This is a genomic window from uncultured Henriciella sp. (genome assembly GCF_964005855.1).
Classification (GTDB): Bacteria; Pseudomonadota; Alphaproteobacteria; order Caulobacterales; family Hyphomonadaceae; genus Henriciella.
In genome coordinates this window covers 1-26,923 of the sequence record NZ_CAXFSW010000002.1, presented here as the reverse complement: position 1 = coordinate 26,923, position 26,923 = coordinate 1, and the positions used below count along the sequence as shown (strand labels likewise).

The 26,923-nt window shown below is 62.1% G+C and carries 29 protein-coding genes; 14 read left to right on the top strand and 15 right to left on the bottom strand.

Annotation, left to right across the window (positions count from 1 at the left end; all coding sequences use genetic code 11):
* The first annotated feature begins 12 nt into the window (after positions 1–12).
* From ABNU55_RS03145 to ABNU55_RS03130, 4 genes are all read left to right on the top strand, one after another.
* Entirely contained in the window at positions 13–975 is a 963-nt protein-coding gene (locus ABNU55_RS03145) for an ATP-binding cassette domain-containing protein (RefSeq protein ID WP_290751344.1), read from the top strand.
* Positions 972–2,429 (top strand): ABC transporter permease, encoded by a 1,458-nt coding sequence (locus ABNU55_RS03140; RefSeq protein ID WP_290751342.1) that lies wholly within the window; start codon positions 972–974, stop codon positions 2,427–2,429. The genes ABNU55_RS03145 and ABNU55_RS03140 overlap by 4 nt, the downstream gene beginning before the upstream one ends.
* A gap of 206 nt (positions 2,430–2,635) precedes the next feature.
* Entirely contained in the window at positions 2,636–3,385 is a 750-nt protein-coding gene (locus ABNU55_RS03135) for an MATE family efflux transporter (protein WP_290751341.1), read from the top strand.
* Positions 3,361–4,020, top strand: a complete 660-nt coding sequence (locus tag ABNU55_RS03130) for an MATE family efflux transporter (protein ID WP_290751339.1) — start codon at positions 3,361–3,363, stop codon at positions 4,018–4,020. Before ABNU55_RS03135 ends, ABNU55_RS03130 begins: the two co-directional genes overlap by 25 nt.
* Before the next feature lie 73 nt (positions 4,021–4,093).
* On the opposite strand, the gene rpsU is transcribed toward ABNU55_RS03130, so the two are convergent.
* Complete coding sequence (gene rpsU / locus ABNU55_RS03125) at positions 4,094–4,303, bottom strand: 30S ribosomal protein S21 (protein WP_026180774.1); 210 nt, start codon at positions 4,301–4,303, stop codon at positions 4,094–4,096.
* A gap of 125 nt (positions 4,304–4,428) precedes the next feature.
* Between rpsU and ABNU55_RS03120 the strand changes: the two genes are divergently transcribed.
* Both ABNU55_RS03120 and ABNU55_RS03115 read left to right on the top strand, forming a co-directional pair.
* Positions 4,429–5,064 (top strand): COQ9 family protein, encoded by a 636-nt coding sequence (locus ABNU55_RS03120; RefSeq protein WP_290751337.1) that lies wholly within the window; start codon positions 4,429–4,431, stop codon positions 5,062–5,064.
* Positions 5,065–5,103: 39 nt separating this feature from the next.
* The gene (locus ABNU55_RS03115) at positions 5,104–6,042 is read left to right on the top strand and encodes a DUF481 domain-containing protein (protein ID WP_290751336.1); all 939 of its coding nucleotides are present in this window, start codon (positions 5,104–5,106) and stop codon (positions 6,040–6,042) included.
* A 38-nt stretch (positions 6,043–6,080) separates the two neighbouring features.
* Here ABNU55_RS03115 and ABNU55_RS03110 read toward each other — a convergent pair whose 3' ends face one another.
* The 3 genes from ABNU55_RS03110 to purE form a co-directional block, all read right to left on the bottom strand.
* Positions 6,081–6,488 carry a VOC family protein gene (locus ABNU55_RS03110; protein WP_290751334.1) on the bottom strand — a complete coding sequence of 136 codons (408 nt, stop codon included), beginning with the start codon at positions 6,486–6,488 and terminating at the stop codon, positions 6,081–6,083.
* 107 nt (positions 6,489–6,595) lie between these two features.
* A complete protein-coding gene (locus tag ABNU55_RS03105) occupies positions 6,596–7,669 on the bottom strand; it encodes a 5-(carboxyamino)imidazole ribonucleotide synthase (protein WP_290751332.1) in 1,074 nt (357 codons plus the stop codon).
* On the bottom strand, positions 7,666–8,157 hold the full coding sequence (gene purE / locus ABNU55_RS03100; RefSeq protein WP_290751330.1) for a 5-(carboxyamino)imidazole ribonucleotide mutase: 492 nt from the start codon (positions 8,155–8,157) through the stop codon (positions 7,666–7,668). The genes ABNU55_RS03105 and purE overlap by 4 nt, the downstream gene beginning before the upstream one ends.
* Positions 8,158–8,266: 109 nt before the next feature.
* On the opposite strand from purE, the gene ABNU55_RS03095 reads away from it, so the two are divergent.
* The 4 genes from ABNU55_RS03095 to ABNU55_RS03080 all read left to right on the top strand — a co-directional run bounded on the left by ABNU55_RS03095 (position 8,267) and on the right by ABNU55_RS03080 (position 11,080).
* Complete coding sequence (locus tag ABNU55_RS03095; RefSeq protein ID WP_290751328.1) at positions 8,267–8,968, top strand: GGDEF domain-containing protein; 702 nt, start codon at positions 8,267–8,269, stop codon at positions 8,966–8,968.
* Between the two features lie 117 nt (positions 8,969–9,085).
* A complete protein-coding gene (locus ABNU55_RS03090; protein ID WP_290751326.1) occupies positions 9,086–9,253 on the top strand; it encodes a DUF465 domain-containing protein in 168 nt (55 codons plus the stop codon).
* A gap of 59 nt (positions 9,254–9,312) precedes the next feature.
* Positions 9,313–10,083, top strand: coding sequence for an SDR family oxidoreductase (locus tag ABNU55_RS03085; RefSeq protein ID WP_290751324.1), 771 nt, complete (start codon positions 9,313–9,315; stop codon positions 10,081–10,083).
* On the top strand, positions 10,073–11,080 hold the full coding sequence (locus tag ABNU55_RS03080) for a zinc-dependent alcohol dehydrogenase family protein (protein WP_290751321.1): 1,008 nt from the start codon (positions 10,073–10,075) through the stop codon (positions 11,078–11,080). Before ABNU55_RS03085 ends, ABNU55_RS03080 begins: the two co-directional genes overlap by 11 nt.
* Before the next feature lie 87 nt (positions 11,081–11,167).
* Here the strand turns inward: ABNU55_RS03080 and ABNU55_RS03075 are convergent, their stop codons facing one another.
* Positions 11,168–12,499, bottom strand: coding sequence for a cytochrome P450 (locus tag ABNU55_RS03075; protein WP_290751319.1), 1,332 nt, complete (start codon positions 12,497–12,499; stop codon positions 11,168–11,170).
* 103 nt (positions 12,500–12,602) lie between these two features.
* Complete coding sequence (locus ABNU55_RS03070) at positions 12,603–13,088, bottom strand: DUF2244 domain-containing protein (RefSeq protein ID WP_290751317.1); 486 nt, start codon at positions 13,086–13,088, stop codon at positions 12,603–12,605.
* Positions 13,089–13,168: 80 nt separating this feature from the next.
* On the opposite strand from ABNU55_RS03070, the gene nth reads away from it, so the two are divergent.
* Positions 13,169–13,888: an endonuclease III gene (gene nth, locus ABNU55_RS03065; protein WP_348764225.1), complete on the top strand. Its 720-nt coding sequence runs from the start codon at positions 13,169–13,171 to the stop codon at positions 13,886–13,888.
* Positions 13,889–13,918: 30 nt separating this feature from the next.
* Here the strand turns inward: nth and ABNU55_RS03060 are convergent, their stop codons facing one another.
* Together ABNU55_RS03060 and ABNU55_RS03055 are read right to left on the bottom strand one after the other, a co-directional pair.
* Positions 13,919–14,491: an ActR/PrrA/RegA family redox response regulator transcription factor gene (locus ABNU55_RS03060; RefSeq protein WP_290751310.1), complete on the bottom strand. Its 573-nt coding sequence runs from the start codon at positions 14,489–14,491 to the stop codon at positions 13,919–13,921.
* Positions 14,492–14,520: 29 nt separating this feature from the next.
* Positions 14,521–15,891, bottom strand: a complete 1,371-nt coding sequence (locus ABNU55_RS03055) for an ActS/PrrB/RegB family redox-sensitive histidine kinase (protein ID WP_290751308.1) — start codon at positions 15,889–15,891, stop codon at positions 14,521–14,523.
* Between the two features lie 125 nt (positions 15,892–16,016).
* On the opposite strand from ABNU55_RS03055, the gene ABNU55_RS03050 reads away from it, so the two are divergent.
* The gene (locus tag ABNU55_RS03050) at positions 16,017–16,619 is read left to right on the top strand and encodes an SCO family protein (RefSeq protein WP_290751305.1); all 603 of its coding nucleotides are present in this window, start codon (positions 16,017–16,019) and stop codon (positions 16,617–16,619) included.
* Positions 16,620–16,685: 66 nt separating this feature from the next.
* Positions 16,686–17,915 (top strand): polyhydroxyalkanoate depolymerase, encoded by a 1,230-nt coding sequence (phaZ, locus tag ABNU55_RS03045; RefSeq protein ID WP_290751303.1) that lies wholly within the window; start codon positions 16,686–16,688, stop codon positions 17,913–17,915.
* 34 nt (positions 17,916–17,949) lie between these two features.
* Here the strand turns inward: phaZ and ABNU55_RS03040 are convergent, their stop codons facing one another.
* The 7 genes from ABNU55_RS03040 to ABNU55_RS03010 form a co-directional block, all read right to left on the bottom strand.
* A complete protein-coding gene (locus tag ABNU55_RS03040) occupies positions 17,950–18,399 on the bottom strand; it encodes a copper chaperone PCu(A)C (RefSeq protein ID WP_290751300.1) in 450 nt (149 codons plus the stop codon).
* Between the two features lie 37 nt (positions 18,400–18,436).
* Positions 18,437–19,477, bottom strand: a complete 1,041-nt coding sequence (gene trpS, locus ABNU55_RS03035) for a tryptophan--tRNA ligase (RefSeq protein WP_290751298.1) — start codon at positions 19,475–19,477, stop codon at positions 18,437–18,439.
* Positions 19,478–19,500: 23 nt separating this feature from the next.
* A complete protein-coding gene (gene murJ / locus ABNU55_RS03030; RefSeq protein ID WP_290751296.1) occupies positions 19,501–21,054 on the bottom strand; it encodes a murein biosynthesis integral membrane protein MurJ in 1,554 nt (517 codons plus the stop codon).
* Between the two features lie 31 nt (positions 21,055–21,085).
* The gene (locus ABNU55_RS03025) at positions 21,086–23,911 is read right to left on the bottom strand and encodes a [protein-PII] uridylyltransferase (RefSeq protein WP_290751294.1); all 2,826 of its coding nucleotides are present in this window, start codon (positions 23,909–23,911) and stop codon (positions 21,086–21,088) included.
* 53 nt (positions 23,912–23,964) lie between these two features.
* Positions 23,965–24,774 (bottom strand): inositol monophosphatase family protein, encoded by an 810-nt coding sequence (locus ABNU55_RS03020; protein ID WP_290751292.1) that lies wholly within the window; start codon positions 24,772–24,774, stop codon positions 23,965–23,967.
* A 32-nt stretch (positions 24,775–24,806) separates the two neighbouring features.
* Complete coding sequence (locus ABNU55_RS03015) at positions 24,807–25,199, bottom strand: helix-turn-helix transcriptional regulator (protein ID WP_290751290.1); 393 nt, start codon at positions 25,197–25,199, stop codon at positions 24,807–24,809.
* Between the two features lie 249 nt (positions 25,200–25,448).
* Positions 25,449–26,339, bottom strand: coding sequence for an N-formylglutamate amidohydrolase (locus ABNU55_RS03010; protein WP_290751289.1), 891 nt, complete (start codon positions 26,337–26,339; stop codon positions 25,449–25,451).
* 120 nt (positions 26,340–26,459) lie between these two features.
* On the opposite strand from ABNU55_RS03010, the gene ABNU55_RS03005 reads away from it, so the two are divergent.
* Positions 26,460–26,819, top strand: a complete 360-nt coding sequence (locus tag ABNU55_RS03005; RefSeq protein ID WP_290751286.1) for a response regulator — start codon at positions 26,460–26,462, stop codon at positions 26,817–26,819.
* The last annotated feature ends 104 nt before the right edge of the window (positions 26,820–26,923 follow it).

The window sequence follows — 26,923 nt, the reverse complement described above, 5'->3', positions numbered from 1 at the left end:
TCTGGAGGGAATATGGCATCTGCCCCGCTCGAATTGAGCCATGTCACCAAGCGCTTTGGTGCCTTTACGGCAGTCCGCGACCTTTCCCTGACCGTCCCGCAAGGTTCCATTGTCGGCTTCCTTGGACCGAACGGCGCAGGCAAGTCGACCAGTCTGCGCATGGCGCTTGGCGTGCTTGGCCCAGATGAGGGGCAGGTCAATCTGTTCGGCGCGCCGCCCAACATAGATACCCTGCGCCATGTTGGCTTCCTTCCCGAAGAGCGCGGCCTCTACAAGAAGATGAGCCCGCGCGCCATCATCTCCTATTTCGCGCGCCTGAAAGGTATGAGTGCCGGTGAAAGCCGCAAGCGCGCCGATGAGCTTCTGGAGCGGATGGGGCTGTCCGAGTTTGCCCGGGTGCGCGTTTCGAAACTGTCGAAAGGCATGTCGCAAAAAGTCCAGATCCTGGCCTCGCTGGCCCACCAGCCCGACTTCCTGATCCTGGATGAGCCGTTTTCCGGGCTGGATCCGGTGAACCAGCAGGGCCTCGAAGACATGATCATAGAAGAGCACAGGCGCGGCGCGACCATACTCTTCTCGACCCATGTCATGGAGCATGCCGAGCGGCTTTGCGATTCCATCGTCATGATGGCGCGGGGGCGCAAAGTGTTCGATGGCACGCTGGACGAGGCCTTCGGCGCACTTGGCCGGGCTGTGCTGATCGGTGTGAGCGAAGGGTTCGACCTCGACGCCGCGCTTCGCCCACATGGGTTCGAGACCAATGAAAAGGCCGGCGATACCTGGCGGGTGAGGCTGCCCTCCGGGAAGGACGCACAGGATGCCCTGCGCGCCGCCATCGATGCAGGGGCGCCGATTACAAGTTTCCGGCCAGAGGACGCCAAGCTGCGCGATGTCTTCGTCTCGCTCGTCTCCGAAGCTGAAGCGGAAGATTTGCGTCAGACACTGGCCGGCTCAGCGGCGAGGAAAGCCGCATGATCCGCTCAATCTATCTTGTCGCCCGTCGTGACTATCTTGGCTATGTCCAGGCTTGGGGCTTCTGGCTGGGCCTCATGCTGACGCCGATCCTGCTGGCGGTCGGCATCATGGCGCCGACCTGGGCGGAGAATTCCCAGCCGACCCGCTATTATACCGTGATTGAAAGCGGGTCGGATTTCACAGAAGCCCTGCGGGCCGAAATCGATGAGACCCGTGTGGATGCGGCGCGTCTTGCGCTCGACCCGGCAAGCGTCATTGGCGGAAGCGACCCCAATGAGGCACTACAGACCTTTGATAATGCGCTTGCGGGGGGCGCCTCTGTGGAGGCCGCGCTGGACCAGGCGGGCGCGCCGGCAATTGAACTGCCGCAAGCCGGCCTGATCCATGTCGATCCTCCGGCCATAACGAAAGAGGGACTTACGCCCTATCTGCTTGGCCAGAAACTGGTCGATACGCCGGAGGGCCCGCAGCCGCTTTTCGCCGCAATTCTGGTGCCCGACGGCGATGGTGATATCCAGTACTGGAGCGAGAATGTCACGGCAGACTCTCTTCTGCGCCAAGTGCAGGCGGCAGAGCAGCTACTGGCAGAACGGCGTGTTTTCGAGGCGGCAGGCGTCAGCCCGGGTCTCTTGCGTCAGGCGGCCGAGGATGCCCGCCCGGTCACCGAACGGCGGGCGCGCCCGGCTTCGGTGGAGGCCGGCTCCCAGGTGACGATGGCGGACAGGGCGCCCTTCTATGCCTCCATCCTGATGGCCTTCATGCTCTGGTTCCTGATCTTTTCGGTGGTGAACTATCTCCTGATGGGCACCATCGAGGAGCGGTCCAACAAGATTTTCGACAGCCTGCTGACTTCGGTGAAGCTGACGCACATGCTGGCGGGCAAGCTGCTGGCCGTTCTGGCTGTCGCGCTGACGCTGATGGGCGTCTGGGCCATTGGCACAACCATCATGGCGACCGCCTTTGCCGATATGGTCGATCCGGGGATCCGCGGGCCGATCTTTACCGTCCTCGGCTCGGTTGGCGAGCTGCAGCTTCTGATTCCGGCGCTTCTAAGCTTCGTGCTTGGTTATCTCATGTATGGCGCGATCTTTCTGGCACTGGGCTCGCTCTGCGATACGATCCAGGAAGCGCAGACCCTGATGACGCCGCTGATCGTCCTGCTGATGGTGCCGATGTTCATGATCACGGTCGCGATCTCCGATCCGCAATCACCGCTGATCGCGGTGATGAGCTGGGTGCCGGTCTTCACGCCCTTCCTGCTCATCCTTCGTATTCCGACGGTTCTCCCGCTCTGGGAAATCACAGGCCTGCTGGTCCTGATGATTGCCTCTTCCCTGCTGGTGCTGTGGCTGGCAGCCCGTGTTTATCGCGCAGGCGCTGTGCATGGCGCAGGTGTCGGTGATGTCGGGAAGATGTTCGCCAAGATGCTGCCGGGGAAGAAGGCGAAGGCTTAGCCTAAGCCTCTCCGGGCAGGCGCTTGACTTCCTTATCCGGGCGCGGCACATCCCCTCGCCAAGGCTACGGGCACCGGCCGCCTGCGACATCTGTCACGGTAAAGACCCGTCTCACCACCTCTCTCACCCTCGATGCATTTCGGCGGTGGGCAATGCAGGCCCCCATCCATTTCGAAATGCGGTCGCTTGAGGAGTGAGTGATGCGTATGGGGCATACTCAACAGAACGGGTTTCTGACCCGGCCGCCCGCGCGGCTATTCGCGGAAAACGCAATCCCGATGGTCTTCATCATGATGATGAACGGGTTGCTGAACGTGGTCGATGCGATCTTTCTCGGCCATTTCGTTGGCGCTGAGGCCATGGCGGCGGTCAGCATCGCCTTTCCCTTCATCATGGCGACCATTGCCGTCTCGACCCTGGTTAGCGGCGGAATGGCGAGCCTTCTGGCGCGATATCTGGGTGCGGGCGATGTAGAAGCCGCCTCCCGTCTTTTTGCGCGCACGCACGGACTTGCCTTCACCGCCGCGCTGCTCGCTATCGCCGCCTATCTCGCTTCCGGGCGGATGGTGGTTGGCCTGGCGAGTGGCGGGGAGGCGGCGATTGCGCGGATGGCGCATGTCTATCTGCTGATCACTGTGCTCGGATTGCCGGTCCAGTTCATGCTGGGCGTGCATGGCGATGCCTGCCGCAATGAGGGGCGGGCCGGTCTGATGGCATTGATGTCGGTCGGTGTGACGCTTGGCAATGCGGGGCTCAACTTCGTCCTGATCGTTATGATGGGCTTGGGCGTTGCGGGCTCTGCTATCGGGACGGTCGCGGCGCAAATGCTGGCTGTCGTCCTGCTCATTGGCATTCGTGTGCGGGCTGGCGGTCCCGTGCCGCTTGCCGCGCTGTGGCGCTATCGCTGGGTGGGGGGTGGAAACCCATCCTCGTGCTTGGCGCGCCGGTCAGCCTGAGCTTTATCGGCATGGCGCTCGTCTCAGCGGTCGTCATCGCGGCATTGCGGCTGACCGCGGGGGAAAGTTATCCGACTCTGCTAGCCGCCTATGGCATTGTGACGCGCATTTTCGGCTTCGCCTATCTGCCATTGATGGCGATCGGTCTCGCGACGCAGGCGATTGCCGGAAACAATGTCGGCGCCGGGCTGGTGCACCGATCAAACGAGACGCTGTTGATCGCGGTCGGGACGGCTTTTGCCTATTGCCTCGCCGTGGAGAGTGTCCTGCTGACGGGCGGTCACTGGCTGGCAGCCGGGTTTGTCGGGGACGCGGCGGTGATCGGCGCCGTTGCCTCGATCCTGCAGCCGATGGCAGCGGTCTACGTCTTTGCGGGGCCAGTTCTGGTCGTCGCGCTCTACTTTCAGGCCGTCGGCCAGCCCGGGCGTGCGGCCCTGCTGACGCTGGTGAAGCCCTTCCTGCTGTTGCCGCTCCTTATCGTTGGAGGCTCAGCTGTGTTCGGCGGCGATGCAATCTGGTTCGCCTATCCGGTGGGTGATCTCATCATGACGGGCCTTGCCGCAGCGGTCGTCATCGGGGCGCTGAAGGCGCGTCCGGTCGGCGGCGGCTTCGGGCTTGCCGCGCAGGCCAGCTGAGTGCCAGACATGAAAAAGCCCCTCCGGCATGCACCGAAGGGGCTGATTTCACGCCAGATTGGCGGGCTGGTGTCTAGGCCAGACCCTCGCGCTGGGCGCGCTTACGAGCAAGTTTGCGAGCGCGGCGCACAGCTTCTGCTTTCTGACGGGCCTTCTTTTCGGAAGGCTTTTCGAAATGCGTGCGGGATTTCATTTCCCGGAAGAGGCCTTCACGCTGCATTTTCTTCTTCAGCGCGCGAAGGGCTTGTTCGACATTGTTGTCGCGAACAACGATCTGTACGATGGTTCAATCTCCATTTGTTGACCCGGTTCGATCATGCCAACCGGGCGATAGTCTGGCGTGTCAGATACTTGTGAAGGCGCGCCTATAACACCAAATTTAAAGCTTGCCTACTCCCGGAGCCAGCAATGACAGCAGAACGCCCGTCCATACGACTACAGGATAAATGGCTCGATGCGCTCCTGCCGCATGTCCCTGACATGGGGTGGACGGACCGCGCCCTTACAGTATCAGCGCGCGAGGCGGACATAAGTTCCGACGAAACTGCACTTGCGGCCCCGAACGGTGTGAAAGACCTCATCGCGCGGTTCTTCGACCGGGCCGAAGAAGAGATGATCGAGGCGCTGGAGACGCGCGACCTCTCCGGCTTGCGCATGCATGAGAAGGTGGCTGCCGGCATCAAGGCCTGGCTCGGCGCTCTGGAGCCGCATCGCGAAGCGGTCCGCCGGGCTTCGGCGCGCGGGCTTCTGCCGTGGAATGCGCCGGGGGCCGCGCAGCGGACCTGGAAGACGGCCGACGCCATCTGGACGGCGGCCGGCGATACAGCCACCGATTATAATCGAGAGACCAAACGCGGCCTTCTCTCGGCTGTCCTGCCGCCCATCATGCTCTACTGGCAGGATGAACCGGCGGAGGCCGACCTCGACATCTTCATCGAAAAGCGGCTCCAGAATGCGATGACACTCGGCAAATGGGGCTCAAAGGTCGCAAAGCCCGGCCTTGAGCTGCTGGACCGGTTGCGCGGGCGGGGCGACGCCGGATAAGAGGGGCATCAACCCGAACCAGATATCCGGACCAAAGGCATGTTTGACCTTTTTCTCGCGCCCGCTCTCGCTGCTGGCGGGGCGCCTGTAATTACAAGTCCCGAGAATGAAGACCTGCCGCGCGCGGTAGAGCGCATGCTCTCAGTGTCCATGCACAGGAAAGATGCCGCAGAGCTGGACGCAGTCATCGCGGCAGCGAAGGCGGCCTATCCAGAGCATGCCGCCCGGATCGATGCCGTCGTCGCTGAGCTGAGAGAGCCGGTCGAGCCGTTGCGGATCGCGCCCCTCATTGTGCCTGCGCCCAAGCCCGCCAAGCTGGAAAAGCCCGGCTTCTGGGAAGACCTGCACGGGGAATTTGCGCTGAGCGCGGCCGAGACGCGGGGGAATACCGATACGCTGTTTCTCGGGCTGCGCGGCAAGCTCAATCTGAAGCGGCGCGCGCAGATCCACCGGCTGGAGACCCATGCCGACATGGCAAAGGCGAATGGTGTGCAGAGCCAGAACAGCTGGGGCGGCTCCTATCAGCTCGATACGCTCTGGACGGACGCCTATTTCGGCTATGTGCGCGGCTCATTCGCGCGCGACGACTTTGCCGGCTTCCGGACGGATGCCTTTGCGGGCGTTGGTGCCGGGGCGTATCTCATCCAGGACAGGACGATGACGCTGCGCAGCGAACTGGGCCCCGGCTACCGGTTTCTGGATGTCGCCGGGGAGGATGACACGATTGGCGCGCTCGGCCTTTATGGTGCTGCAGAGTTCGACTGGCTGCTCGATGAGGACTGGACGCTGGAGCTGGACACGAAGGTGAATTTCTCCGGCCCGACCTCGACCATACATCCGACGCTGAGTATGAATGCCGACGTGTCGGACCATGTGGAGACGGGGGTCTCCTATGACCTTCGCTACGAGTCCAACCCGCCGCTGATGAGCGAGAAACTGGACCGTGTGCTGCGCTTCAATGTGAAGTATTCGTATTAGGCGGCTTTGCCGGGCTCGTCATGGCGCGCTCAGCTGGCTCACTCCGGCTTCTGGCAGACGGCCTCGACATTGACCCCGTCCGGATCGATCACGAAGGCCGCATAATAGGCGGGATGATAATGTGGCCTGATTCCGGGCGCGCCGTTGTCGCTGCCGCCTTGGGCAAGCGCGGCCTGGTAAAAGGCGTCGACCGCGGCCCTGCTTCCGGCTTCAAAGGCGATGTGGATGCCTGCCCCGCGCGGACCTTCAAGAGCGGCTTGGCGGCGATCGCTGGAGAGCCAGAAGAAGGGCTTGGGGCCGGCGCCGTATCCGATGCCGTGATAACCGCCTGTCTCGTCGGGCGTCACTTCCATGACGTTCGCGATCCCGAGCGGTTTAAGCGCCGCATCGTAAAACTGCCGTGCCCGTTCGATATCAGCAGGTCTGATACCCATGTGATCGATCATGTCTGCGCCTTTGTGAGTTCTGCGACCGAAAGCTTTCAATAGGTTCGGCTTAAGTCTGAAATATGGCTTACAAGCGGGGCAGGCAGAAGCTTTTGCGTGCTCTGGTCTCAGGCCGCGCCGGTGCGGCGCACGGTGTGGCCCATCTTGCGGCCAGGCTTGGCGTCGCGCTTGCCATAGAGGGTGAGGACGGTGCCCTCCGGGTAGGCGGTTGGCGGCGCGAGCGCTTCCTCGCCGAGAAGGTTTTCCATCTCAGCGTCGAAATGCCGGGTTACTGGACCGAGCGGCCAGCCGGCGACGGCGCGGATATGCTGCTCGAACTGGCCGGTGGCGCAGGCTTCGGGCGTCCAGTGGCCGGAATTGTGGACGCGCGGCGCCATTTCATTGGCGCGCAGCGTGCCGTCCTTCAGGACGAAAAGCTCCAGCGCGAGAACGCCAACATGGCCGGTCTCATGCGCCAGGGTTTCGGCGAGGCGCCGCGCCCGGGCGATGACGTCCTGGCTGAGGCCGCAGGGCGCGGTGGATCGCTTCAGGATGCCGTTTTCGTGTTCATTATGGCTGGGGTCGAAAGCGGTCGTCTCGCCATCGGCGCCGCGTGCGATGACAACGGAGATTTCCCGTTCGAACGGGACGAGCGCTTCGAGAATGGCGGGAACGCCGCCGATCTCCTTATAGGCAGCATCAAGGTCATCGCCTGACCTCACGCGCACCTGACCCTTGCCGTCATAGCCGTCCCGGCGCGTCTTGAGCAGGCCCTCGCCGCCGAGCGCCTGAAGGGCGGTCTCTAGCTGGCCGACACTTTCGACAGGTTCGAAGCGGCCGGTCTCGATGCCGATGGCGTTGAGGAACTGCTTCTCTGCGAGGCGGTCCTGCGAGACTTCGAGGGATTTGGCGCCGGGCCGGACGGTGGCACTGCAGGAGACAAGGTGTGCGACCGAGGCGACGGGGATGTTTTCGAACTCATAGGTGATGACGTCGCAATTGGCCGCGAAGTCTTCCAGCGCCGTGTGGTCGTCATAGTCGGCGTCCCAGTGACCGGCCGCGACGCGGGCAGCAGGCGGGCTGTCGCCGGGGCAGAAGATGTTGACGTCGAAGCCGAGCTGCGCCGCCGCGCTTGCAAGCATGCGTCCGAGCTGGCCGCCGCCGAGGATGCCTATGGTCGATCCAGCGGGAAGCGGGCTCATCCTTCAGGCGCCTCGCCGACACTGTCGGTCTGCGCCTTGCGGTAGGCGTCGAGTTTGCCGGCCACTGCCTCGTCACCCAGCGCGATGATCGAGGCCGCAAGCAGGGCGGCATTGATGGCGCCGGATTCGCCAATGGCGAGCGTGCCCACGGGGACGCCCTTCGGCATCTGGACGATGGAGAGAAGGCTATCCATACCCTTCAGCGCGCGTGATTTTATCGGCACGCCGAGCACGGGAAGCGGGGTCATGGCGGCGGTCATGCCTGGCAGGTGGGCCGCGCCGCCTGCACCAGCAATGATGACCTTGAGGCCGCGCTCGCGGGCAGACTTGGCATAGTCTGAAAGCCGGTCGGGTGTGCGGTGTGCGGAGACGATGCGGGCCTCGTGCGCAATGCCGAGGCTTTCGAGTGTCTCGCAGGCAAGTTTCATGACAGGCCAGTCCGACTGGCTGCCCATGATGACACCTATAACTGGCAGGGATGCGCCCATGTCCTGGCCCCCTCTTGATGGAAGCGGCTGAACATAGGCATGGGCCCTTTTGCGTCAAGCCGCCCGGTTCTTCTGGCACATCGCCGCAGTCCGGCCTATAGTTCCAGCCATGGTTGAATCCTCCAGCCCCCCGGCCAACAAGTCCGGCCTGCCCCCGCGGCCCAGCCCGGCCGACCGACTGCTGGAAGCCCTGGCTGTCGATCCGAGGGCCTGCGATCCGGCGATCGCTGCGGCGCTTCGCGCGCTGGCAGAAGAGGTCCTGTTTCTGCGGGGCCGGGAAGCCAGGCTGGCCCGGGAGCTTGGCAGGGCGGAAATGCTTGCGGACCGCGATGCGCTCTGCCCGGTCTTCAACAGGCGCGCTTTCGTGCGCGAGCTTTCGCGCGAAATGGCCCTGTCACGCCGCCACGGCGCCGCGCTTTGCCTGGTCTATATCGATCTTGACCGGTTCAAGCTGATCAATGACCGGTTCGGGCATACGGCGGGGGACAAGGCGCTCAAATCTGTCTGCGCCCTTATTGAAGGCAATGTGCGCGAATCGGACATTGTCGGCCGGCTCGGCGGCGACGAGTTTGGCCTGATCCTGTCGCATGCGGACAAGCAGGATGCCGATCAGAAAATGGCCAGCCTGGCCGGCATGATCGCGGATCTGGTTATCGCGCCGCAGGAGGGCGAGACAGGTGAGCCGCTCTCTCTCGGCGCGTCCTTTGGCGTGGTCCAGTGGGACGGGCATATGGGGCCGGACGCGCTCATCGCGGCCGCCGATGAGGCCATGTTCAGGGCAAAGCCTGCCCGCAAATTCGGCGCTAGATGAAATCGTCTTCATACGGGTGGAATTTTGGCCCCGATCTAGTGACGCGTTTCCTGAGCTGTGATTTACTGTTGCCGTGAAAGCACAGTTTTCTCATCAGCAAGAAAGGAGCATGGTACAATGTCACTTCAAGGACGTATCGCAGAACTCTCTAACCGCCATCAGCGTCTTGATGAGGAAATTCATCAGGAGCAGAAACGCCCTGCGGCCGATGAAGCCCGCCTGTATGATCTCAAGCGCCGCAAGCTCAAGATCAAGGAAGAGCTGACGACCCTTAAACCGAACTAGACCGGCTTTCTGGCGTTACCTGATCCGGTGGAACGCAGACTGCCGGATCAGGAGCCCAAATGGACCAGCCAGTTACCCTAATTCTCGGTCTCGGCCAGATGACCGGCGAAGCCGTTGCGCGGCGTTTTGCCGATGAAGGCCATGCCGTTATCGCCTGCGACCCGAGCCTGAAGCGCGTCGAGAAATTCTCAGACAGCCTGCGGGACCGCGCAATCGTCCATCAGGAAGACCTTGATACCCGGATCGGCGTCAAGAATGCCCTGGCCGCCGCACTGGAGGCTTATGGCCAGGTCGATCATATTGTTGCCGTCCCGCCCATTCCGCCCAAGACCCCTTTTGTCGACCTCGATCTGGCCGAATTCGAGAAGGTGCATTCCAAGGCGCTCCGCACCTCCATCCTCATCCTCCAGATGTTCGAAAAACACGTTGCAAAACGCGTGGAAGAAGCCGGTGAAACCATGGGCCGGCGCAAGCAGCTGGGGTCTGTCACCTTCGTTCTCTCGCTCTCTGCCCAGCAGGTGAATGAGGGGGACTTTGCCGATGCCGTTGTCCAGCATTCCATTCTCGGGGTTATGCGCTCCGGCGCGGTCGATCTCGCGTCCAAGGGCATTCGGGTGAACGCGATCTGTGCGCTGCGCCCGCGTGCCGAGAGCGAGGATCCATGGCTGAGGAAACGCACGCCGCTTGGCCGCGCCAGCCTCGCCGACGAGATCGCGGAAGCTTCGCTTTATCTCTCTCTCCCGAAATCGGCCATCATTACCGGTGAAACCCTCGTCATGGATGGCGGGCGCTCGCGCCTCAGCGGCGTGATCGACGATTTTGACGACTGATGGAGAGAGGGCGGCGGCTGAAACGAGGCGCAACGCCGATCTCCCTTCGATCCGCAGCTCGCTGATCTATGAAGCCTTTGGGGACCCGCTCTCCACACTGAAGGTCGCGGAGGCGTCATTGCCGACCCTGGCGGCAGGGTGGCTTCGTGTTGCCATGACCTATGCCCCGGTCAATCCGTCTGACCTTATCCCCGTGACCGGCGCCTATGCGCACCGGATCGATCTACCGGCGACCGCTGGCTATGAAGGGGTGGGACATGTGATCGAGGCCGCAGACGGGCTCTCGCACTGGCTGGGCCGGCGCGTGCTGCCGCTGCGCGGCGAAGGGACCTGGCAGTTTATCGTCGATTGCCCTGCCAGTCATGCGGTGTGTGTTCCTGAAACGGTTGAAGATCAGATAGCGGCGCGGGCCTATATCAATCCGCTCGCGGCGTGGACAATGCTGCGGCGCTGGCCCGTGCGCAACAAGACCGTATTGTTGAGCGGGGCTGGCTCCAACTGCGCTGACTATCTGGGACATTGGGCGTACCTTCAGGGGGCTGCGCATGTATTCGGAATTTACCGCTCGCAAAGCCGGCTCACCCGAATGCGGGAGCTCGGTATCGAACCTGTCTCTATCGGCGATGAGTCCCATATCGAACTCGCCGCGCGGCGCGCCGACATCACCTTTGACGCCCTTGGTGGGGGCGTTGCTTCGCATGTCATCGCCTCCATGCCGGAAGCGTCTGTCTTTGTTGGATATGGCCTGCTGTCCGGACTGCCGATCCGGATGCCTGGCAAGAGGTCTGCGTCCTATGCGCGGTTTCACCTGCGAGAGCACCTGCCCGGCGCCGGGGACGGCGGGATGGACGAGGCTTTTGCGCAAATATGGCCGCGGCTCAAGGATTTCGACATGGCGCCGGCCCAGATCTTTCCGGCTCGGCGCTGGCGAGAGGCGATAGAGTATCAGGCCTCTCCCGGCGCCGTTAAACCGGTTCTGGATCTTACGGATTTTTAGTCGCTCTGCGTGCCAGATGCGGTGTCAAAAAAGAGCCCCGCCGGATAGGTCCGGCGGGGCTCGCAAGGTCTGGGAGGTATTTTTCGCTTATTTCTTGGGGTGCAGGATGACCGGCATCCAGGTGTAGCCCTTCACGAAGGAGTGGGCGTTGCGTTCTGGTTCATCAAGAACTTCGATATGTTCGAACCGCTCCAGAAGCTCTTCCCAGAGGATGCGCAGCTGAAGCTCTGCAAGCCGGTTGCCGACGCAGCGATGGATGCCGAAGCCGAAGGAGATGTGGTTGCGGGCCTGTTTGCGGTCGATGATAAGGCGGTAGGGATCTTCATCCCAGAAGGTCTCGTCGCGATTGGCCGAAACATACCACATGGCGACCTGCTCACCCTTTTTGATGGTCTTGCCGTGAAGCTCGACATCTTCAAGAGCGGTGCGGCGCATATAGGCAAGCGGCGTCTGCCAGCGGATCACCTCTGATACCATGTTCGGGATGAGAGAGGGGTCTGCCTTCAGTTTCTCGAACTCTTCCGGCCACTTGTTGAGGCTGTAGACCGAGGCGGTCATCGAGTTGCGGGTCGTGTCATTGCCGCCAACGATGAGCAGGATCACGTTCCCGAGAAGCTCCATCGGGGTCATGTTCTTGGTCTTTTCGCCGTGGGCGAGAAGGCTCACCAGATCATTCTTGAGCGGCTTGGACTGACGGTCCTGGTAGATGCCCATGAAGGTGGTCAGGCATTCCATGAGCTCCTGTTTCCACTGGTCGAGACCGCCCGGGCAGATGTCCGGATTGTGCGGGTTGGTGGCGACATCCGACCAGCGGGTCAGCTTGCGGCGATCCTCGAAGGGGAAGTCGAACAGGGTGGCGAGCATCATGGTGGTGAGCTCGATCGACACCGTGTCGACCCAGTCGAAGGGCTCACTGACCGGAAGGGAGTCGAGCAGACCCTGGGTACGTGAGCGGATCAGCGGCTCGAATTCCTTGAGCATGTTCGGTGCGACAGCCGGCTGGACGGTCTTGCGCTGTTCGGAATGGCGCGGCTCGTCCATGGCGATGAACATGGGCAGTTCAAAGTCATCGAACGGCTCGCCCAGTGTAATGCCGCCATACTCCCAGGATGAGGAGAAGCGCTTGTGGTCGATATCGACGTCGCGAACATCCTCATAGCGCGTGATCGACCAGTAGGGGCCGGCGAAGCTGTCGGGCGTATAGTGGACCGGATCGTTTTCGCGCATCCACTTGAAGAAATCCCAGTGGGCGTCGCGGCGCCAGAGTTCCGGGTCCAGGATGTCGAAAGTCTTCATGTCGACATCTTCAGGCGACGGGATCTGCGCGCCTTTGTCGAGGTGAAACTCCATGAGTTTCTCACGTCCGACCGATTGCGGGCGCTCGAGATTGTGGGCGATCTTGGTTGCTGTATCAGCCATGTGCGTGCCTCCTTCTCTTCCGGTTTTCCGGTAAGATTTCTGCTGTGCCTTACTCAATGTAACACACAGCAAATAAAAAAACTATGACGCATGCGTCATTTTTTTATGCAAATCGTTCGGCACGCGCCCTGCGAATGGCATCCTGTAGAGCGTCATGAAGGGATTTTCGCTCTCTCGGGGTGAGGAAACGCCCGATGATATAGGCTTGCTGGCCATGCGCGATCTTCAGCTCGCTTGGCCGCCGGTCGGGAAAGTCGAGGCTGAGGCGGGTGAAGCTGGTCGGCAGGCTGACGGTCTTCGGTTCGCTGCCCGGTCGCGAATGCGAGAGGCAGATGGTCTCTGCCGTGATCGCGATATGGGTCGCCTGTCTGAGGTTCTGGAAGTTCTTGCGGAAGGCAAACCAGATGGCGAGGGCATCGAGTCCGAACCAGCCGATGACGGGAAAGGCGCCAAGCTGCAGGAACATCATGCCGCCCACAAAGCTGAAGAGGCCAACCAGGCCCATGACCACGAGAAAGGCGCGCGGGCTGAGCGCTGTATTGGGCGTCAGCGTGGCGTCAAAATAGACGGGGGAGGAGGCGCCAGTCATCGTAGCCTGAAAATAAGCCCGCGCGAGCGAGAGGCAAGTTGACGCTTGATCGCGCGGGCGCGGCATTTACACCCCTTTCCATGGCAAAGACCCCGACAAAGACCCGCAGGAAGCGCCGCTCCCCCACACTCGGCCCCGAAAAGACCGCGCAGCTCTATGCTGCGCTGGCAGAAGACCGGCCGGCGCCGCAAACCGAACTCGACTACCATAACCCCTTCACGCTGGTCGTGGCCGTCGCCCTGTCGGCGCAGGCGACCGATGTCGGTGTGAACAAGGCGACGAAGAAACTGTTCGAGATCGCAGACACGCCGAAGAAGATGCTGGCGCTTGGCGAAGAGGGGGTCGCCGGGCACATCAAGACAATCGGCCTCTGGCGCAACAAGGCCAAGAATGTGATCGCGCTGTCGCAGATGCTGATTGATGAGTTTGACGGTGAGGTGCCCCAGACGCGCGAGGAACTGACCCGTCTGCCTGGGGTTGGGCGCAAGACAGCCAATGTGGTGCTGAACGAGGCGTTCGGTCATGAGACGATTGCTGTCGACACCCATATTTTCCGTGTGTCGAACCGCACCGGCCTTGCCCCCGGAAAGACGCCCGATGAGGTTGAGGAGCAGCTTGAGAGGGTCACGCCGCCGGAGTTCAAGAAAGGCGCCCATCACTGGCTGATCCTGCACGGGCGCTATGTCTGCGTGGCGCGCAAGCCGAAATGCTGGCGCTGTGTGATTTCCGACATCTGCAGGTTCAAGGACAAGACACCGGATCCGGCGCGCAAGGAATCCGATCTCGGGCCAAAGGGCTAGAGTCCTCGGTCGCGAGCTTTTGGGGTGGCCCTAACGGGGGGCGCGCTTTGCCAGGATACGCTGCAGGGTGCGCCGGTGCATGTTGAGGCGGCGTGCCGTCTCCGAAACATTGTGATTGCAGAGCTCATAGACGCGCTGGATATGCTCCCAGCGCACGCGGTCTGCCGACATCGGATTTTCCGGCGGCTCGGGCAGGGTGTCGCCCTTGCTGACGAGGGCGCGGATGATGTCCTCGACCTCTGCGGGCTTGGCGAGATAATCGACGGCGCCGGCTTTCACGGCGGCCACGGCGGTGGCGATGGCGCCATAGCCCGTGAGGATGACGGCGCGCGCCTCCGGGCGGTACTGGTGCAGGGTCTCGACCACATCGAGGCCGGAGCCGTCCTCAAGGCGAAGATCCAGAACGGCGAAGGCAGGCGGGTTCATCCGCGCGATGTCCTTGGCCTCGGCGGCCGAAGACACGGCTGAAACGAGGAAGCCGCGCTGGGTCAGCGCGCGCGCCAGCCTTTGCAGAAACGGGCCGTCATCGTCGAGTAGCAGGCAGGTCCTGTCCTCGACATCTTTCAGCGCGTCATGAAGTTTGACGGTAACGTTATAGTCCATTTTCAAGTCTCCAACGCTGAACTATTTATCTATATCCGGTCCGATTCCAAGGTTTCGAGTGCCGCTCGCGGCCAGACGGCCTGCACAATTGCACCATGTCTTGGAGGTATACGGTTGCGGGTCGCGATCCGACCACCTGTGCGTTCAATGAGTGTCTTTGCGATGAAGAAGCCAAGACCCATGTCGCCGCCATGCAGATGCGCCTCGCCGCGCTGGGAGACGTAGGGTTCACCGAGTTTGGGCATCACATCGGGGGCAAAGCCTGGTCCGTCATCGCTGATTGTCACCATGAACTGCCTGTCGGTCCAGCTGGCCACTGCCTTCACCTGGCTGTCGGCAAAGCTGACGGCATTTTCTATGAAGGCGCCGAGCGCGTGCAGCACTTCCGGGCTGCGGCGGATCAGGGGGGTACGCGCTTCGCCCCTTTCGCCGGCCGACCAGGTCACATTGAGGGTGACGCCAAGGCCCTTGAAGGGCGCCGCAGCTTCCTCCACCAGGCTGGAAAGCGGCATGTTGGCATGAACGATGTCTTCAGCCTCCCGTGAGCGGCTGAGCTGGCCGAGAATGTCCCGGCAACGGTCGGCCTGTTCGGCGATGAGACGGACATCGTCATGGCGCGGATCGTTCTCATCGAATTCGGAGACCAGCTCCTTGGCGACAAGATGGATGGTGGCGAGCGGGGTGCCGAGTTCATGCGCGGTCATGGCGGCCATGGCGCCGAGGGCGGAGAGTTTCTGTTCTCGCGCCATGACGACGGAGGCGGCATCCATGGCCCGCACAAGCCGGGCCTCGTCCTCGCTGAGTCGGACCGAGGAAATCGCAAAGAAAAGAATGCCCAGAAGCAGGGCAGCGAAATGGCCCCACTCGAACAGCGGCGGCAAGTCGAGGCTGAGGCCCGGACGCCAGGGCAGGTCGAATGACAACATGGGCATCAGCGCCGCCAGCAGGATGGCCACGAGCGCGATGAGCGCCGAATAGCGCGGACGCAGGCTGGTCGCAGCGACCGTGACGGGGGCTAGAAGGAAGAGAAGGAACGGGTTGGAGAGCCCGCCCGTGAGGCCGATGAGCAGGGAGAGCTGGACCGTGTCGAAACAGAGCTGAAGCGCGGCTTCCCAGCCCTTCAGCAGCACCTGATCGCGCATGGCGAAGGAGAGAAAGACGTTGAGCCAGGCCGAGGCGGCAATGACGGTCAGGCAAAGGCCGAGCGGCAGATTAAAGCCGAGGCCGAACTGGACAAAGAGAACCGCGGCGGTCTGACCGGCCACGGCGAGCCAGCGCAGGGTCACCAGTGTGCGCAGTCTGGCCCGTCCGCGAGCGGCCTCGACGCCGGCAAGGCCCGTCGGCAACAGGCTGTACAGGGCCTGCTCTATCCCCTCGCGTGTGGCGTGTGTCTCTTCCATCTCGGCCCCGATCCCGCACCCTGCATGCGACACTGTAGCTGTGCGCGCGCATCTTGATGCAAATCTCTCCTCATCACATACCTAGGCCCATGCGTATAAGACACACAATCGTATTTGGCGCTGCAATGCTGCTTACGGCCTGCGGCGGAGCTGGCGAGAGCGGCGAGACCGCGGACGCAGGTCAGGAGCTGAGTGCTGGCGGGCCGGTCGCAGGCTGTACCTCGCGCGCCTATGACGAGATTGGCGGGCCCTTCGAGCTCACCATGCATACGGGCGAGCGGGTGACCCAGGAAGATTTCAAGGGCAAGCCATCCCTGGTCTACTTTGGCTTCACCTATTGCCCGGACGTCTGCCCCGGTACGCTGGTTGCCATCAACAATGCCTATGAGCGCCTTCCCGAAGACATGGAGCGTCCGCAGACCCTGCTCATCAGTGTCGATCCTGAGCGCGATACGCCTGAAGTCCTGGCCGACTATGTCTCCAGCAATGCCTTTCCCGACGGGTTGGTGGGTCTGACAGGCACGCCTGAGGAGATCGAGGCTGTGGCGAACGAGTTCAGCGCCGCCTTCACGCGTGTCGAAACACCCGAAAGCGTCGCCGAATATACGATGGACCACACATCGCTGATCTATGTGATGGATGAGGACTGGAAACTGGCGACCTTCTTCTCCGAGACGATCAACAACCCCGACGAGATCGCGGGCTGCCTCTCCTCAATCCTCGACTAGGCTTAAATCGTTGCAATCGGCGGTGTGCCCGCATATGTTGCGCTGCAACATAAGGATTGGACACTCGTGCTCTATTCGCTGGTAGAAATGAACCGGGCGGCCATGGCGCCGCTTCGCCTGCAGGCAAAGGCCGCCACCGCATTCTGGACCTCATCGGCCAATCCGGCGCGTGAGACGCAGGTGGGCCGGTCCATTGCCGCTGCCGCCAGCGTGTTCGAGCGGGCCACCCGCTTCTATGGCAAACCGGAATGGCAGATCGAGGCGACGGAGATTGAGGGCAGGACCCACGCCGTGACGCCCGTGACCGCTTGGTCTTCGCCCTGGTGCCAGCTTGTCCATTTCGAGACGGCGGGCGCCCCGGAAGGCCGTCCCGACCTGATCATCGTGGCGCCGCTTTCCGGTCATTATGCGACGCTCCTGCGCGGCACGGTCGAGGCCTTCCTGCCGACCCACAATGTCTACATCACAGACTGGACCGATGCGCGCATGGCACCGGTCTGGTTCGGGCGTTTCGATCTGGACGATTATATCGACCATGTTCGCGACATGCTGGGCTTTCTGGGTGCCGGGGCGCATGTTCTCGCCGTCTGCCAGCCCGGTCCGCCGGTGCTCGCGGCCATCTCCATGATGGCAGAGGACGGCGACGAGGCGCTGCCGGCAACGATGACATTCATGGGCTCGCCCATCGATGCGCGCCGCTCGCCCACCGTGCCGAACCAGCTGGCCGAAGAGCGCAGCCTGGACTGGTTCCGCTCCAAGATGATCCATACCGTGCCTCTGCCATGGGCCGGTGCGGGGCGGCGGGTCTATCCTGGCTTTATCCAGCTCAGCTCATTCATGCATATGAACTGGGACCGGCATGTGGATGCGCAGCACCGCTTCTTCGAACATCTGATCGAAGGCGACGAAGATGGCGCGGAAAAGCATCAGACGTTCTATGACGAATACCTGTCCGTGCTGGACCTCACCGAAGAATTCTACATCCAGACGATTGAGCGGGTCTTCCAGAAGGCGCTGCTGGCCAGGGGCGAATACCGTTACCGCGATGCGCGGCGGGTCCGCCCGCAGGCGATCAGGGATGTCGGGCTGATGACGGTGGAAGGCGAGCTGGATGATATTTCAGGCATCGGCCAGACGCAGGCCGCCCATGACCTCTGCACCAATATCCCGGCCAGGCTGAAGGAAGACTATGTCCAGCCCGGCGTCGGTCATTATGGCGTCTTCAATGGCTCGAAATTCCGCGCTGAGATCGTGCCGCGCGTGATCAAGTTCCAGAAACACGTCACCAAGAGCTAGGGGCAGGGCTTTCCGGGCCGGTCGGGCGCCGGGTCTATTCGCCCTGCGCGCGGACCTCGGCTTCGGCTTCCAGCGTCAGGGGCTCGCCCTCTTCGGTTTCGAAGGTGAAGGAGATATTGGCCATCTCCCCGGCAGCGAGGTCTTCAACGAGACCGAAGAACATGAGGTGATTGCCACCGCGCTCCAGCGTCAGCGTCTCGCCATCGGCAATTGTAAGACTGTCGACCGGGCGCATCTTCATGGTGCCGTCATTCATCTCCATCGTGTGGATCTCGACTGTCCGCGCGACATCGGAAATGGCGCAGGTCAGCGTGACATCGCCGCCTTTGACCGAAATCTCTATTCCGCCCATGGCGACGTCACGTCCGGCGATCGGCGCCATAATGAAGGCGTCCTCATAGGAGAGAACCGGGCCATCGCTGGCCGAAGGCCCGCAAGCAGCCAGCAGGGCCGGGGCGAGGAGAAGGGCAGACAGGCGTTTCATGGGCGTGGGTCTCCTGAAGGAAGTGTGAGGGGCCCGGTCAGGGGCGCCAGAAGCCGAGGATCTGGCGAACCTCTTCCATGACCGGTTCGGCAATGGCACTGGCCCGCTCAGCCCCACTGCGCAGCGCTGTGTCGATCTCAGCCGGATTGTCGATCAGCTCGCGCATGCAAGCAGTGATCGGGGCCAGATGATCGACGGCAAGATCGGCGAGGGCCGGTTTGAAGGTCCCGAATCCCTTCCCGCCATATTCGGCCAGCACCTCTTCATCGCTCATATCGGCAAGCGCGCCATAGATGCCGACAAGGTTTGCGACTTCCGGGCGGCCTTCAAGTCCAGCCACTTCGCTCGGCATATCGCCCAGCGTGTCGGTTTTGGACTTCTTGATCTTGCGCGAGATCGTATCGGCATCGTCGATGAGGTTGATGCGGGAATTTTCTGCCGGATCGGACTTCGACATCTTCTTGGTGCCGTCCTTGAGGCTCATGATCCGCGCGCCCGGCCCTTCGGTCAGGGCTTCCGGCAGCGGGAAGAAATCAGGCGCGCCATATTCGCGGTTGAAGCGGTCGGCAATGTCGCGCGAAAGCTCCAGGTGCTGGCGCTGGTCTTCGCCGACGGGGACGTGGGTCGCCTTGTAGGCAAGGATGTCGGCCGCCTGCAGGACAGGATAGTTGAACAGACCAACGGAGGAGCGTTCGGCGTCCTTGCCCGACTTTTCCTTGAACTGGATCATCTTTTCCAGCCAGCCCATGCGGGCCACGCTGTCGAAGACCCAGGCCAGCTCTGTGTGTGCTGGCACAGAAGATTGCGCGAAGAGGACCGATTTCTGAGGATCGATACCGCTCGCCATCATGGCCGCTGCAATCTGACGGGTCTGGTTGGCAAGCTGAGACTGGTCAAATGGCATGGTGATGGCATGCAGATCGACCACGCAGAACACGCAGTCCCAGCCGTCATCCTGGAGATTGGCGAATTTCTTCAGGGCGCCGAGGTAATTGCCGAGGTGCAGATTGCCTGTCGGCTGGATGCCGGAAAAGACCCGTTGGGGGCCCTTATAGTTCGATGTGACTTGCTCGCTCATGGCCGGGCAGATAGCCCAAGGTATCAGCGGCGCATAGCCCCCTTCATGTCACTGAGACGAATTGCACCAAAGATAAGGGCAAAGACGACATAGGCGATAGCGCCCGCCAGGGCGATCAGGAGGGCGGCGATGAATTTGGAGTCGAGCGTGACAGCGGCAATCTGGTCGCTGATACTGGCAAGATACCAGAGAAGTCCCGCCAGTGCCGCCGAGGCGACCGAGACCGAGACGAGGCGTTTCAGAAGGTCCGGACCCGGATTGTACCAGTCGCGTTTTTTGAGCGTGAGGAAAAGAAGGGCGGCATTGACCCAGGCGGCACTGCTGGTCGCGATGGCGAGGCCCGGAAACCCGTAGACGCCCTGCGATTTGAGGTAAAAGAAAAGACCGGCGCCGACGATGGTGTTCACCGCCACGGAAATGAGTGAGAAATTCATCGGCGTCTTCGTGTCTTCGCGCGCAAAGAAGCCGGGCGCCAGCACCTTGATCAGAACAAAGGCTGGCACGCCCCAGCCGAAATGGAAGAGGGCCTGCGCGGTCAGCTGGGCGTCCTCTGTCGTGAAATCGCCGCGGGTGAAGAAGCTGTCGATGAAGAGGAAAGGCGCGGCCATGAGCGCGGCCGCGGCCGGCACCGTCAGCGCCATGGCAAGGCCGACCCCATTGTCCATGATGTCCCGGCTGGCGCCATCATCGGCTGATCGTGCGGCGCGGGCAAGCCGGGGGAGAATGGCAAGACCCACGGCGACGCCGACAAGGCCGAGGGGAAGCTGATAGAGCCGGTCTGCGGAATAGAGCCAGGATTTCGCGCCCCGCTCAAAACTCGCAAGCGCCTGGCTGACGACGATATTGATCTGCATGCCTGAGGCGGCAATCGTGCCCGGTATGGCGAGGGCGGCGACGCGTTTTACGCCGGGGGTGAGCTTCGGCAGGCCGATCCGAAGCCGGATCTTCTGACGGGAGACGCCGTACCAGAGGAGCGCAACCTGGAGCGCGCCGGCCACGGTAACCGCGATGGAAAGCGAGCGGGCGACCGCGTAATTGTCGCCGCCAATGAAAGCTGCGGCAAGCAGGCAGAAATTGAGCAGGGTCGGCGCTCCGGCGGACATGGCAAAACGCCCCGCCGAGTTCAGGACGCCTGAGAGCAATGCCGCCAGCGCCATGAAGGCGAGATAGGGCATGGTGATCTGGGTGAGCGTGATCGCCAGCGGAAAATGCACTGGATCATTGCGATAGCCGCCATGCAGCAGAAGCATGATCCACGGCATGGCGATCTGGGCAAGGATGACGAGTCCCGCGGTTACAGCCAGCAGACCGCGCAGCGTTTCCTCGGCGAGTTTGCGGGCCGCTTCCTCGCCCTCCGCTTCCATCGTGCGGGCATAGGCGGGCACGAAAGCCTGCGCGAAGGCGCCTTCGGCAAAGACACGCCGGAAGAGGTTCGGGAACATCAGCGCGGTGAAAAAGGCGTCGGCGACCGGCCCTGCGCCCAGCTTTGCCAGGATGACGAGGTCGCGCACGAAACCGAGGGCGCGGCTGCCGAGCGTCCAGCCCGACTGGGTCAGCGTGTTACGAAGGACGCTCATGAGATGCCGGGTACAGCCTTTAGGTTAACGATCAGAAGCTGTCGGCTGCATTCGCCTGTTTCAGGCTGCGGGCCGGGGTGCGCGGGGCGTCCGGTTCCTCGCGCAGCAGGACTTCGAAGAGCTGTTCCTTCAGTGTGGCGAGCTTCTCATCCGTATAATTGTCTGGAAGCTGGACATAGAAGGCATCGAAGACGCGCTCGCCATAGCTGCCGACATGGGCCGAGTGGATGGAGATATTCTCATCGGCAAGAAGGCTGGCAACATCATGGAGGAGGCCCGGCCGGTCGCGGCCAGCCACGTCGATCACGGTATAGCCTTCCGACAGGGTGTCATCGATCATCACCTGGGGGATGACCTTGAAGGCCGCTTCCCTGCGATAGGATTTGGCGGGGATATTGGCCACAGGCTCATTGCTCGCGAAGGCGCGGCGCACCTCGTCCTCGAGCCGCCGCAACCGGCCTTCGTCCCCGGCTGCAAACACCCCGCCTTTGCCGTCCTGAAGGATGAAGACATCAACGATGAAACCAGATGGCGCGGTGAAGACCTGCGCGGAGACGACATTGGCGCTCTGGGCCGCAATGGTCCCGGCGAGCCTTGAGAAGAGGCCGAGGCGGTCCTGTCCCGCCACCAGAAGCGAGACACCGCCGCCATCTTCGCGCACCTGCGCCGAGACGATGGGCGGCTCTCCCCCACTGATGGTGCGGGCATGGCTTTCGAGCGCGTCGAGATCGAAGCCGGTCCAGTAGGCCGGGTCCATATCCTCCATGACATCCGGGATCTGGCCGACGCGGTCGGCAAGTTCCTGGCGGTTGAGGCTGGCGCGGCCTTCCAGTTCGCGTGAGACGCTGACAGCATCGGTGCGCCCGCCGCGCAGCGCTGCCTCGGTGTTCTGGTAGAGATCTTCCAGAAGCTGCCCTTTCCAGGCATTCCAGATGCCGGGCCCGACGGCGCGAATATCGGCAATCGTCAGGATATAAAGCAGCCGGAGGCGCTCGATCGAGCCGACCAGAGAGGCAAAGCGGACAATGGTCTGCGGGTCGGCAATGTCCCGCTTCTGCGCGGTTTCGCTCATTTCCAGATGGTGGCCGACGAGCCAGGCGACGAGGTCTGTTTCTGCCGCAGTGAGGCCGAGGCGCTTGCCGGCCTGCGCAGCCGTCTTCATGCCCTCGATCTGCTGGTCGCCATGACCCTTGCCGGTGTCGTGCAGCAGCATGGCGAGATAGAGAATGTGCTTGTTGTCGATCTTCTGGAAGAGACGGTGGGCCAGTTCGAAGCCTTCTCCGCCTTCCCGGTCCATCTGCGCCATATAGTCGACCGCGCGGATCGTATGCTCATCCACGGTGAAGTGGTGGTACATGTTGAACTGGGTCTGGGCGACGATACCGCCAAATTCCGGCAGGAAGCGGCCGAGGACATCGGCTTCATTCATGCGGTGGAGCGCAAGGCCGGGATCCTTGCCATTGACCAGAAGGTCGATGAAGATGGAGCTCATCTCCGGCTTGGACCGGGTGCGTGGATTGATGAGCCGGGCATTGCGGGCGGCAAGTGTCATCGCGTCCGGATGGATGTCATGCTCAGTCTCATCGGCCAGCGCGAAGAGGCGGATGAGGTTTTCCGGCTTTTTCTTGAAGACATCCTCGCCCGTGACGCTGACGCGTTCGCCATCCAGCACAAAGCCGTCTTCCGCCATCGGTTTGGGCGAGCCGGCTGGGATGAAACGGCGCCAGCCTTCGGGCTTCTTGATCTGGTCGGCTTCGAGTTTGGCCGCGAGAATGCGTGTCAGGCTGCCGACATCCTTTGCGACCAGGAAATAGTGCTTCATGAACCGCTCGACGCCGAGCTGGCCGGACCGGTCGCGATAGCCCATGCGCGAGGCGATTTCCGGTTGCAGGTCGAAACTGATACGCTCCTCGGCGCGGCCTGTCAGGAAGTGAAGGTGGCAGCGCACGGTCCAGAAGAAGCGCGCCGCCCGGATGAAGACGCTATATTCATGCTTGGTGAAGGGGCCGGACTTCATCACGTCTTCCAGCGAGTCTCCACCATAGAGGTGTTTGGTGATCCAGTAGAGCGTCTGCAGGTCACGCAGGCCGCCCTTGCCATCTTTTACATTCGGCTCGACCACATAACGGGTGTTGCCCTGTTTGGCGTGGCGGGAATCGCGTTCGGCCAGCTTGTCGGCGATGAATTCGGCGTCATAGCCATCAATGGCGTTCTTGCGGTATTTTTCCTGCGTCTCTGCAGCAAGCCCCTCATCGCCGAACAGAAAGCGCGCATCCAGCAGCGAGGTCTTGATGGTGACGTCCTGCTTTGAAAGACGGATACATTCTTCCGGCGTCCTGAAGGCGTGTCCGACCTTGATGCCGACGTCCCAGAGGGCATACAGCATGTACTCGATCACGCTCTCTGCGTGGGCGGACGCCTTGTACGGGCGAATAAAAAGAAGATCGACGTCGCTGGAAGGTGCGAGCACATTGCGGCCATAGCCACCGGTCGCAAAGACGGCGAGACGCTCACCCTCTGTGGGGTTGCGGGCGCGATGCACATGGACGGTGATATAGTCATAAAGGGCGTGCAGGACCTCATCCATGACCGCCGAAAGAAGGCGGGCCGTGTCCAGTCCGCCAGCCCCCTGCTGCAGGCGTTCCTGCGCGATCATCCGGCCGCGAAAGAGCGCCCCGTGGAGATGGTCGAGGACCTGTTTGCGCGCCTTTGCCTCATCCGACAGATTGTCGAGGAAGTCCGAGGTGAGCTTCACCCGGAGCGCCCGCCCATCGATAATGTTGGAGATGTTCCACTTGCTCGGCCAGCGGCGGGTGGGAAGCTTGCGGTGGACGAGGGATTGGCTCTGTTCGCTCATGGATGACAACCTAGCGCGATTGGGCCGGGTGTGACCAGCTTTCCTGCATTCGCCTAGTCTGCGGCTGAGCGGCGAAGCGAAATGAACGCCTGTTCGAAGACGGCTTCGGACGCCGCACAGACAATCTGGGGCCCCAGTTTCGCCTCACGCCCGCGCCAGTCACGTGCGATTCCGCCCGCGCCCCGCACGATAGGCACAAGCGCCGCCACATCATGGGGCTGCAGGCCGGTCTCGCAGACAAGGTCGATACTGCCGGCCGCCAGCCGTCCATAGGCATAGGCGTCGAGACCGTACCGGCTGATGCGGGCGGTGTGCCTCAGATGGGTCCATGCCCCCTGTTCGGCGGGGGTCATGATGAATGGATCGGTGGTGGCAATGATGGCCTGGCGAAGGTCCGGGCAGCCCGAGACCTGAAGCGGCGTGCGGCCTTCAGATGTCTCCAGGAAGGCCCCGCCGGGGGCGCCGACATAGCGCTCTCCGAGAACAGGCTGATCGATAATGCCGATCACGGGATTGCCGTCCGGGTCCGCGAGGGCAATGAGCGTCGTCCATACGGGGAGACCGGCGAGAAAGGCGCGGGTCCCGTCTATGGGGTCCAGCAACCAGGTCCAGCCAGAGGGGCCTTCATGATGGCCGAACTCCTCGCCGTCGATACCATCATCGGGACGCTCACTGGCGAGAATGGCCCGTATCGCTTCTTCCCCGGCGCGATCTGCAATGGTGACGGGATCGAAGGCCGCGCCGCCGGCCTTGTTTTCTGCGTCTATTCCAGTTCGGAAATAAGGGCCGATGGCCTGCCAGGCGGCGTCTGCGAGACGGCCGGCAAGGGCGATGAGGTCAGGCTGCGGGGCGGGAAGGGTCATGCCTCGCGCTTATGGCGCGCGGCGCGCCAAGGTCAAGCGGCACCTGTTCCGCTCTGATCGACTTCAAGCGCCTTGGCCAGCTCCAGCAGGCGCCGGCGCGGACGCTCGCCGAGACGGTAATAGGCGCGGACAAGTTCCAGCGTCTCTTTCTGGCTCAGAATATCACCGTCCATCGTTTCTGCGTCATTGGCGGCAAGCAGGTCGTCCTGCTCGATGCCGTCGAAGAAATACTGGACCGAGACGTTAAGCGCCTTTGAGAGGTCGAACAGGCGGGACGACGTCATGCGATTGGCGCCGCACTCATATTTCTGGATCTGCTGAAATCTCACGCCGACCTGCGAGGCCAGTTCCTGCTGGGTCAAGCCGAGCAGTCGGCGGCGGCGGCGCAGGCGCTTGCCCACGTGAAGGTCGGTTGAATCTGTCATGCCCGGCTCCCCTTAGGTCTTCCTTTTGCCCGGGACCGTCCCGGATTGAGCGTCGCTGAAAAGGAGAGCAAACTTCATGCCGACCGGATGTCTCAGTCTGATTTCATGCAAAAACGCATTGTTTCCGAATTTTGACCTTGCATTTTGTGCGCCGCACAATAAATTGGGATCAGCACTGCGGTGCTAACGCCTTCTGGCGTTTCCTCCCTTTACCTTTTCGGCCGTGCCTTATCAGGCACGGCCCTTTTTTTATGGCCGCAGCCGTTCGCTGAATTCGGCGATAGTCTCCACCAGTGCAGACAGCTGATCGGTCAATGCCTCCATCGCGTCAATGGGTGTGACCGTGGCTTCGTTCAGGTAGAGACGGCGGTTAATCTCTATCTGAAGCGCATGAACGTCCCGTTTTGGCCGCCCATATTTGCGGGTGGTATATCCGCCGGCATAGGGGGCGTTGCGCGTCACGCTGAAGCCGGCCGCGCGCAGGAAACGCTCCACGAGGCTGGTCAGCTGGCCTGTGCAGCTTGAGCCGAACCTGTCCCCAAGCACGAAATCCGGCAGGTCGGGACGGCCGGGCTGCCTGGATGGCATGGAGTGGCAGTCGATCAGAATTGCGCAGCCGAAAGTGTGACGCAGTGCAGCAATCTCGCGGGAAAGTGCGGCATGATAGGGGGTGTAAACGTGATCGAGCCGCGCGCGTCCCTCCGCCGTGCTCAGCTTTTTTGCATAAATGCTCTCTCCGCGTGCACCGATGCGCGGAAAGCATCCAAGCCCCGCTTCGACACGCACAGTCGGTGCCGCGACAGGGCCAGGGGGCGCGCCTATGAACATTGCAGGATCGAGCTCGCGCGCGTCCCTGTTCAGATCGACATAGGAGCGCGCATACGTCGCCTTTATGAGCTGCGCGCCGTGCGTGGGGGCAGATGAAAACAGCTGATCGACAAAGGCGTCCTCGGTCTGTCGAAGATCGAGCAGCGGAACACGAAGCTTGTCGCAAAACCACTGCGGATATTCGCGGCCACTGTGAGGTGAGGCGAACAGGGCAGGACACAGGCCGATCTGCGGGCGCAGGATCGAATAGGCCGGCAGCGCGTGGCGATCTGCCCGGTCCGGGCCTTCAGTATCTGTGTCGGCGATGCTCATCGTATGCAAGGTCGGTCATAAGGGATTAGCGTCAAGCAATGCAACGGCGTTCACCCTCGATTTACCCGATGCATGCTTTGTGGCATCAACTCACAGCCAGCTGCGGACCCAAAGCCTATCATGAGCAAGATACTTCTCGCCGAAGACGATAATATGATGCGTACGTTTCTGGCCGCGTCTCTGAAACGTGCCGGTCATGATGTGCAGGATTACGAAGATGGCGAGACGGCGCTCATGGCGCTGGAGCGCGAAGTGTTCGACCTGCTTTTGACCGACATTGTAATGCCGGGCATCGATGGCATCGAACTCGCCCGTCGCGGCGCCGAACTCGACCCGGCCATGAAGATCGTCTTCATTACCGGCTTTGCGGCCGTTGCCCTGTCTTCGGGCACGCCGACGCCGGCCGGCGCAAAGATCCTCTCAAAGCCCTTCCACCTGCGTGAGCTGGTCGATGAGGTTGACCGCGTCATGGCGGCCTGACATTCACCGCCTTTACAGGCTTGACTTAAAAAGCCTGAGGCCCGATTAGGGCCGCTTCGAAACGGATGGGCGGTTAGCTCAGCGGTAGAGCACTACGTTGACAT

Excerpts from the sequence above, each read along its gene's own strand:
- ABNU55_RS03145 (WP_290751344.1), top strand. The coding sequence starts at position 13 with ATGGCATCTGCCCCGCTCGAATTGAGCCATGTCACCAAGCGCTTTGGT.
- ABNU55_RS03140 (WP_290751342.1), top strand. The coding sequence starts at position 972 with ATGATCCGCTCAATCTATCTTGTCGCCCGTCGTGACTATCTTGGCTAT.
- ABNU55_RS03135 (WP_290751341.1), top strand. The coding sequence starts at position 2,636 with ATGGGGCATACTCAACAGAACGGGTTTCTGACCCGGCCGCCCGCGCGG.
- ABNU55_RS03120 (WP_290751337.1), top strand. The coding sequence starts at position 4,429 with ATGACAGCAGAACGCCCGTCCATACGACTACAGGATAAATGGCTCGAT.
- ABNU55_RS03115 (WP_290751336.1), top strand. The coding sequence starts at position 5,104 with ATGTTTGACCTTTTTCTCGCGCCCGCTCTCGCTGCTGGCGGGGCGCCT.
- ABNU55_RS03110 (WP_290751334.1), bottom strand. The coding sequence starts at position 6,488 with ATGATCGATCACATGGGTATCAGACCTGCTGATATCGAACGGGCACGG.
- ABNU55_RS03105 (WP_290751332.1), bottom strand. The coding sequence starts at position 7,669 with ATGAGCCCGCTTCCCGCTGGATCGACCATAGGCATCCTCGGCGGCGGC.
- purE (WP_290751330.1), bottom strand. The coding sequence starts at position 8,157 with ATGGGCGCATCCCTGCCAGTTATAGGTGTCATCATGGGCAGCCAGTCG.
- ABNU55_RS03095 (WP_290751328.1), top strand. The coding sequence starts at position 8,267 with ATGGTTGAATCCTCCAGCCCCCCGGCCAACAAGTCCGGCCTGCCCCCG.
- ABNU55_RS03090 (WP_290751326.1), top strand. The coding sequence starts at position 9,086 with ATGTCACTTCAAGGACGTATCGCAGAACTCTCTAACCGCCATCAGCGT.
- ABNU55_RS03085 (WP_290751324.1), top strand. The coding sequence starts at position 9,313 with ATGGACCAGCCAGTTACCCTAATTCTCGGTCTCGGCCAGATGACCGGC.
- ABNU55_RS03075 (WP_290751319.1), bottom strand. The coding sequence starts at position 12,499 with ATGGCTGATACAGCAACCAAGATCGCCCACAATCTCGAGCGCCCGCAA.
- ABNU55_RS03070 (WP_290751317.1), bottom strand. The coding sequence starts at position 13,088 with ATGACTGGCGCCTCCTCCCCCGTCTATTTTGACGCCACGCTGACGCCC.
- nth (WP_348764225.1), top strand. The coding sequence starts at position 13,169 with ATGGCAAAGACCCCGACAAAGACCCGCAGGAAGCGCCGCTCCCCCACA.
- ABNU55_RS03060 (WP_290751310.1), bottom strand. The coding sequence starts at position 14,491 with ATGGACTATAACGTTACCGTCAAACTTCATGACGCGCTGAAAGATGTC.
- ABNU55_RS03055 (WP_290751308.1), bottom strand. The coding sequence starts at position 15,891 with ATGGAAGAGACACACGCCACACGCGAGGGGATAGAGCAGGCCCTGTAC.
- ABNU55_RS03050 (WP_290751305.1), top strand. The coding sequence starts at position 16,017 with ATGCTGCTTACGGCCTGCGGCGGAGCTGGCGAGAGCGGCGAGACCGCG.
- ABNU55_RS03040 (WP_290751300.1), bottom strand. The coding sequence starts at position 18,399 with ATGAAACGCCTGTCTGCCCTTCTCCTCGCCCCGGCCCTGCTGGCTGCT.
- trpS (WP_290751298.1), bottom strand. The coding sequence starts at position 19,477 with ATGAGCGAGCAAGTCACATCGAACTATAAGGGCCCCCAACGGGTCTTT.
- murJ (WP_290751296.1), bottom strand. The coding sequence starts at position 21,054 with ATGAGCGTCCTTCGTAACACGCTGACCCAGTCGGGCTGGACGCTCGGC.
- ABNU55_RS03025 (WP_290751294.1), bottom strand. The coding sequence starts at position 23,911 with ATGAGCGAACAGAGCCAATCCCTCGTCCACCGCAAGCTTCCCACCCGC.
- ABNU55_RS03020 (WP_290751292.1), bottom strand. The coding sequence starts at position 24,774 with ATGACCCTTCCCGCCCCGCAGCCTGACCTCATCGCCCTTGCCGGCCGT.
- ABNU55_RS03015 (WP_290751290.1), bottom strand. The coding sequence starts at position 25,199 with ATGACAGATTCAACCGACCTTCACGTGGGCAAGCGCCTGCGCCGCCGC.
- ABNU55_RS03010 (WP_290751289.1), bottom strand. The coding sequence starts at position 26,339 with ATGAGCATCGCCGACACAGATACTGAAGGCCCGGACCGGGCAGATCGC.
- ABNU55_RS03005 (WP_290751286.1), top strand. The coding sequence starts at position 26,460 with ATGAGCAAGATACTTCTCGCCGAAGACGATAATATGATGCGTACGTTT.